1 protein-coding gene is annotated in these 2,324 nt (G+C 65.6%); it reads left to right on the forward strand.

Annotated features, from left to right (window positions below; all coding sequences use genetic code 11):
* Positions 1–171 precede the first annotated feature (171 nt).
* On the forward strand, positions 172–2,324 hold a 2,153-nt coding region (locus A5906_RS31180), incomplete at its 3' end, for a DUF1522 domain-containing protein (RefSeq protein WP_245326996.1).

The raw sequence follows: 2,324 nt of genomic DNA on the forward strand, positions 1-2,324 counted from the left end.
CCCCGCCGCTTTTTTGCGTCCGGAAGCGGGCAGGGGCGTTTACCGGCCATTAACCCTGTCCCTTAAACCGGCGTTAACCATACTTTAAAGGAGACCCCCTAAGACTGGACAAAAGCCCGCTTTCCAGACCGCGCGGCCGATTCGTATCCAGTCCAAGAGGAAGACTCGCCAATGTCCAACATCGTTCTCTCGGCGTCCGTTCGCCAGAACCTGTTGTCGCTGCAGTCGACGGCCGACTTGCTGGCCACGACGCAGGAAAGGCTGTCAACCGGCAAGAAGGTCAACACGGCGCTCGACAATCCCACCAACTTCTTCACGGCGCAGGGGCTGGACAACCGGGCGAGCGACATCAGCAACCTGCTCGACGGCATCAACAACGGTGTCCAGGTGCTGCAGGCGGCCAATACCGGCATCACCTCGTTGCAGAAGCTGATCGACAGCGCCAAGTCGATCGCCAACCAGGCGCTGCAGACCACGGTCGGCTATTCCACCAAGTCGAACGTCTCCACCACCATTCCCGGAGCGACGCCGGCCGACCTGCGCGGCACGACCTCCTATGCGAGCGCGACCGCCAAGAGCAACGTGCTCTATACCGGTGCGGCCGGCGGCGTGACGCCCGTCACGGGAACCGCCGCGCTTGGCGCCTCGCTCGGCTCGAACGCCGGCACATTAATCGGATTTGCCGCGACCGCAGCCGACGGTACCACCGTGCTCAGCGGCACTGCCACGCTGGTCGGCACCACCGCCTCGACCACCTTTGGCGCTCCGCCCGCCGATGGCGACACCATCACGGTGAACGGCAAGAGCATCACCTTCCGCACCGGCGCCGCGCCGAGCACGCAGCCGACCGGCTGGGGCCTCGACGCCAGCGGCCACATCGCCATCGACGGCAACGGCAATTCAATCGTCTACGAGGGAACGGCGGCAGCGCCCTTGGCGACCATTAACGACGTCCTCACTGCGATCGACCTCGCCAGCGGCGTCAAGACCGCAACCATCAGCGCGAGCGCGGCGACCATCGCGACGAGCGGCGCGACGGTCGGTACGATCCAGACGCCATCCTCGATCTCGGGTGGCGGCCAGATCACGCTGAAGAGCTCGACCGGCGCCGATCTGAGCGTGACGGGCAAGGCCGACTTCCTCAACAAGCTCGGCCTGACATCGGCGACCGGCGCAGGCAATGCGAGCGTGAGCGCGAACCGCTCGACGACCGCCGGCTCGCTCGGCACTCTCGTTCAGGACGGCTCGACACTGAACATCGACGGCCACACCATCACCTTCAAGAACGCGCAGACGCCGCAATCGGCGGCAAGCGTCGCCACCGGCTATGGCGTCAGCGGCAACGTCGTCACCGACGGCAACGGCAATTCGACCGTCTATCTGCAGAGCGCGACTCTGACCGACCTGCTCAACTCGATCGACCTTGCCACCGGCGTCAAGACCGCGAGCATCTTCAACGGCGCGGCGACGTTCTCGACCACCTCGGGGCAGATCCCCTCGTCGGTGAACTCCAGCGGCCAGCTGGCGATCTCCACCGGCATCAACGCCGATCTGTCCATCACCGGCACCGGCAACGCGCTGAGCGCATTCGGTCTCAGCGGCAACACCGGAACGGCGACCGCCTTCACCGCGGCGCGCACCTCGGGCGTCGGCGGCATCAGCGGCAAGACGCTGACCTTCACCTCCTTCAACGGCGGCACGCCGGTGAATGTCACCTTCGGCGACGGCACCAACGGCACCGTCAAGACGCTGGACCAGCTCAACGCCCAGCTGCAGGCCAACCACCTGACGGCGACGATCGACGCCAACGGCGTGCTGACGGTGACCACCGTCAACGAATACGCCTCCTCGACGCTCGGCTCGGCGACCGCCGGCGGTACGGTCGGCGGCACGATCACCGGCGTCCTGGCCTTCACCACGGCGCAGCCGCCCGTCCAGGATCCCGTCGCGCAGACCGCGCGCTCCAACCTGGTCAACCAGTTCAACAACATCCTTGCGCAGATCGACACGACCTCGCAGGACTCCTCCTTCAACGGCGTCAACCTGCTCAACGGCGACACGCTCAAGCTGGTCTTCAACGAGACCGGCAGCTCGACGCTCAGCATCAACGGCGTGGTGTTCAACGCGGCCGGCCTCGGCCTCAGCAATCTCGTCAACGGCGTCGACTTCATCGACAACGGCGCCACCAACAAGGTGCTGGCCAGCCTGAACGCCGCTTCGAGCACGCTTCGCTCCGAAGGCTCCTCGCTCGGCTCGAACCTCTCGATCGTGCAGGTGCGTCAGGACTTCTCCAAGAACCTGATCAACGTGCTGCAGACCGGCTC

The organism is Bradyrhizobium sacchari, assembly GCF_002068095.1.
Taxonomy (GTDB): domain Bacteria; phylum Pseudomonadota; class Alphaproteobacteria; order Rhizobiales; family Xanthobacteraceae; genus Bradyrhizobium; species Bradyrhizobium sacchari.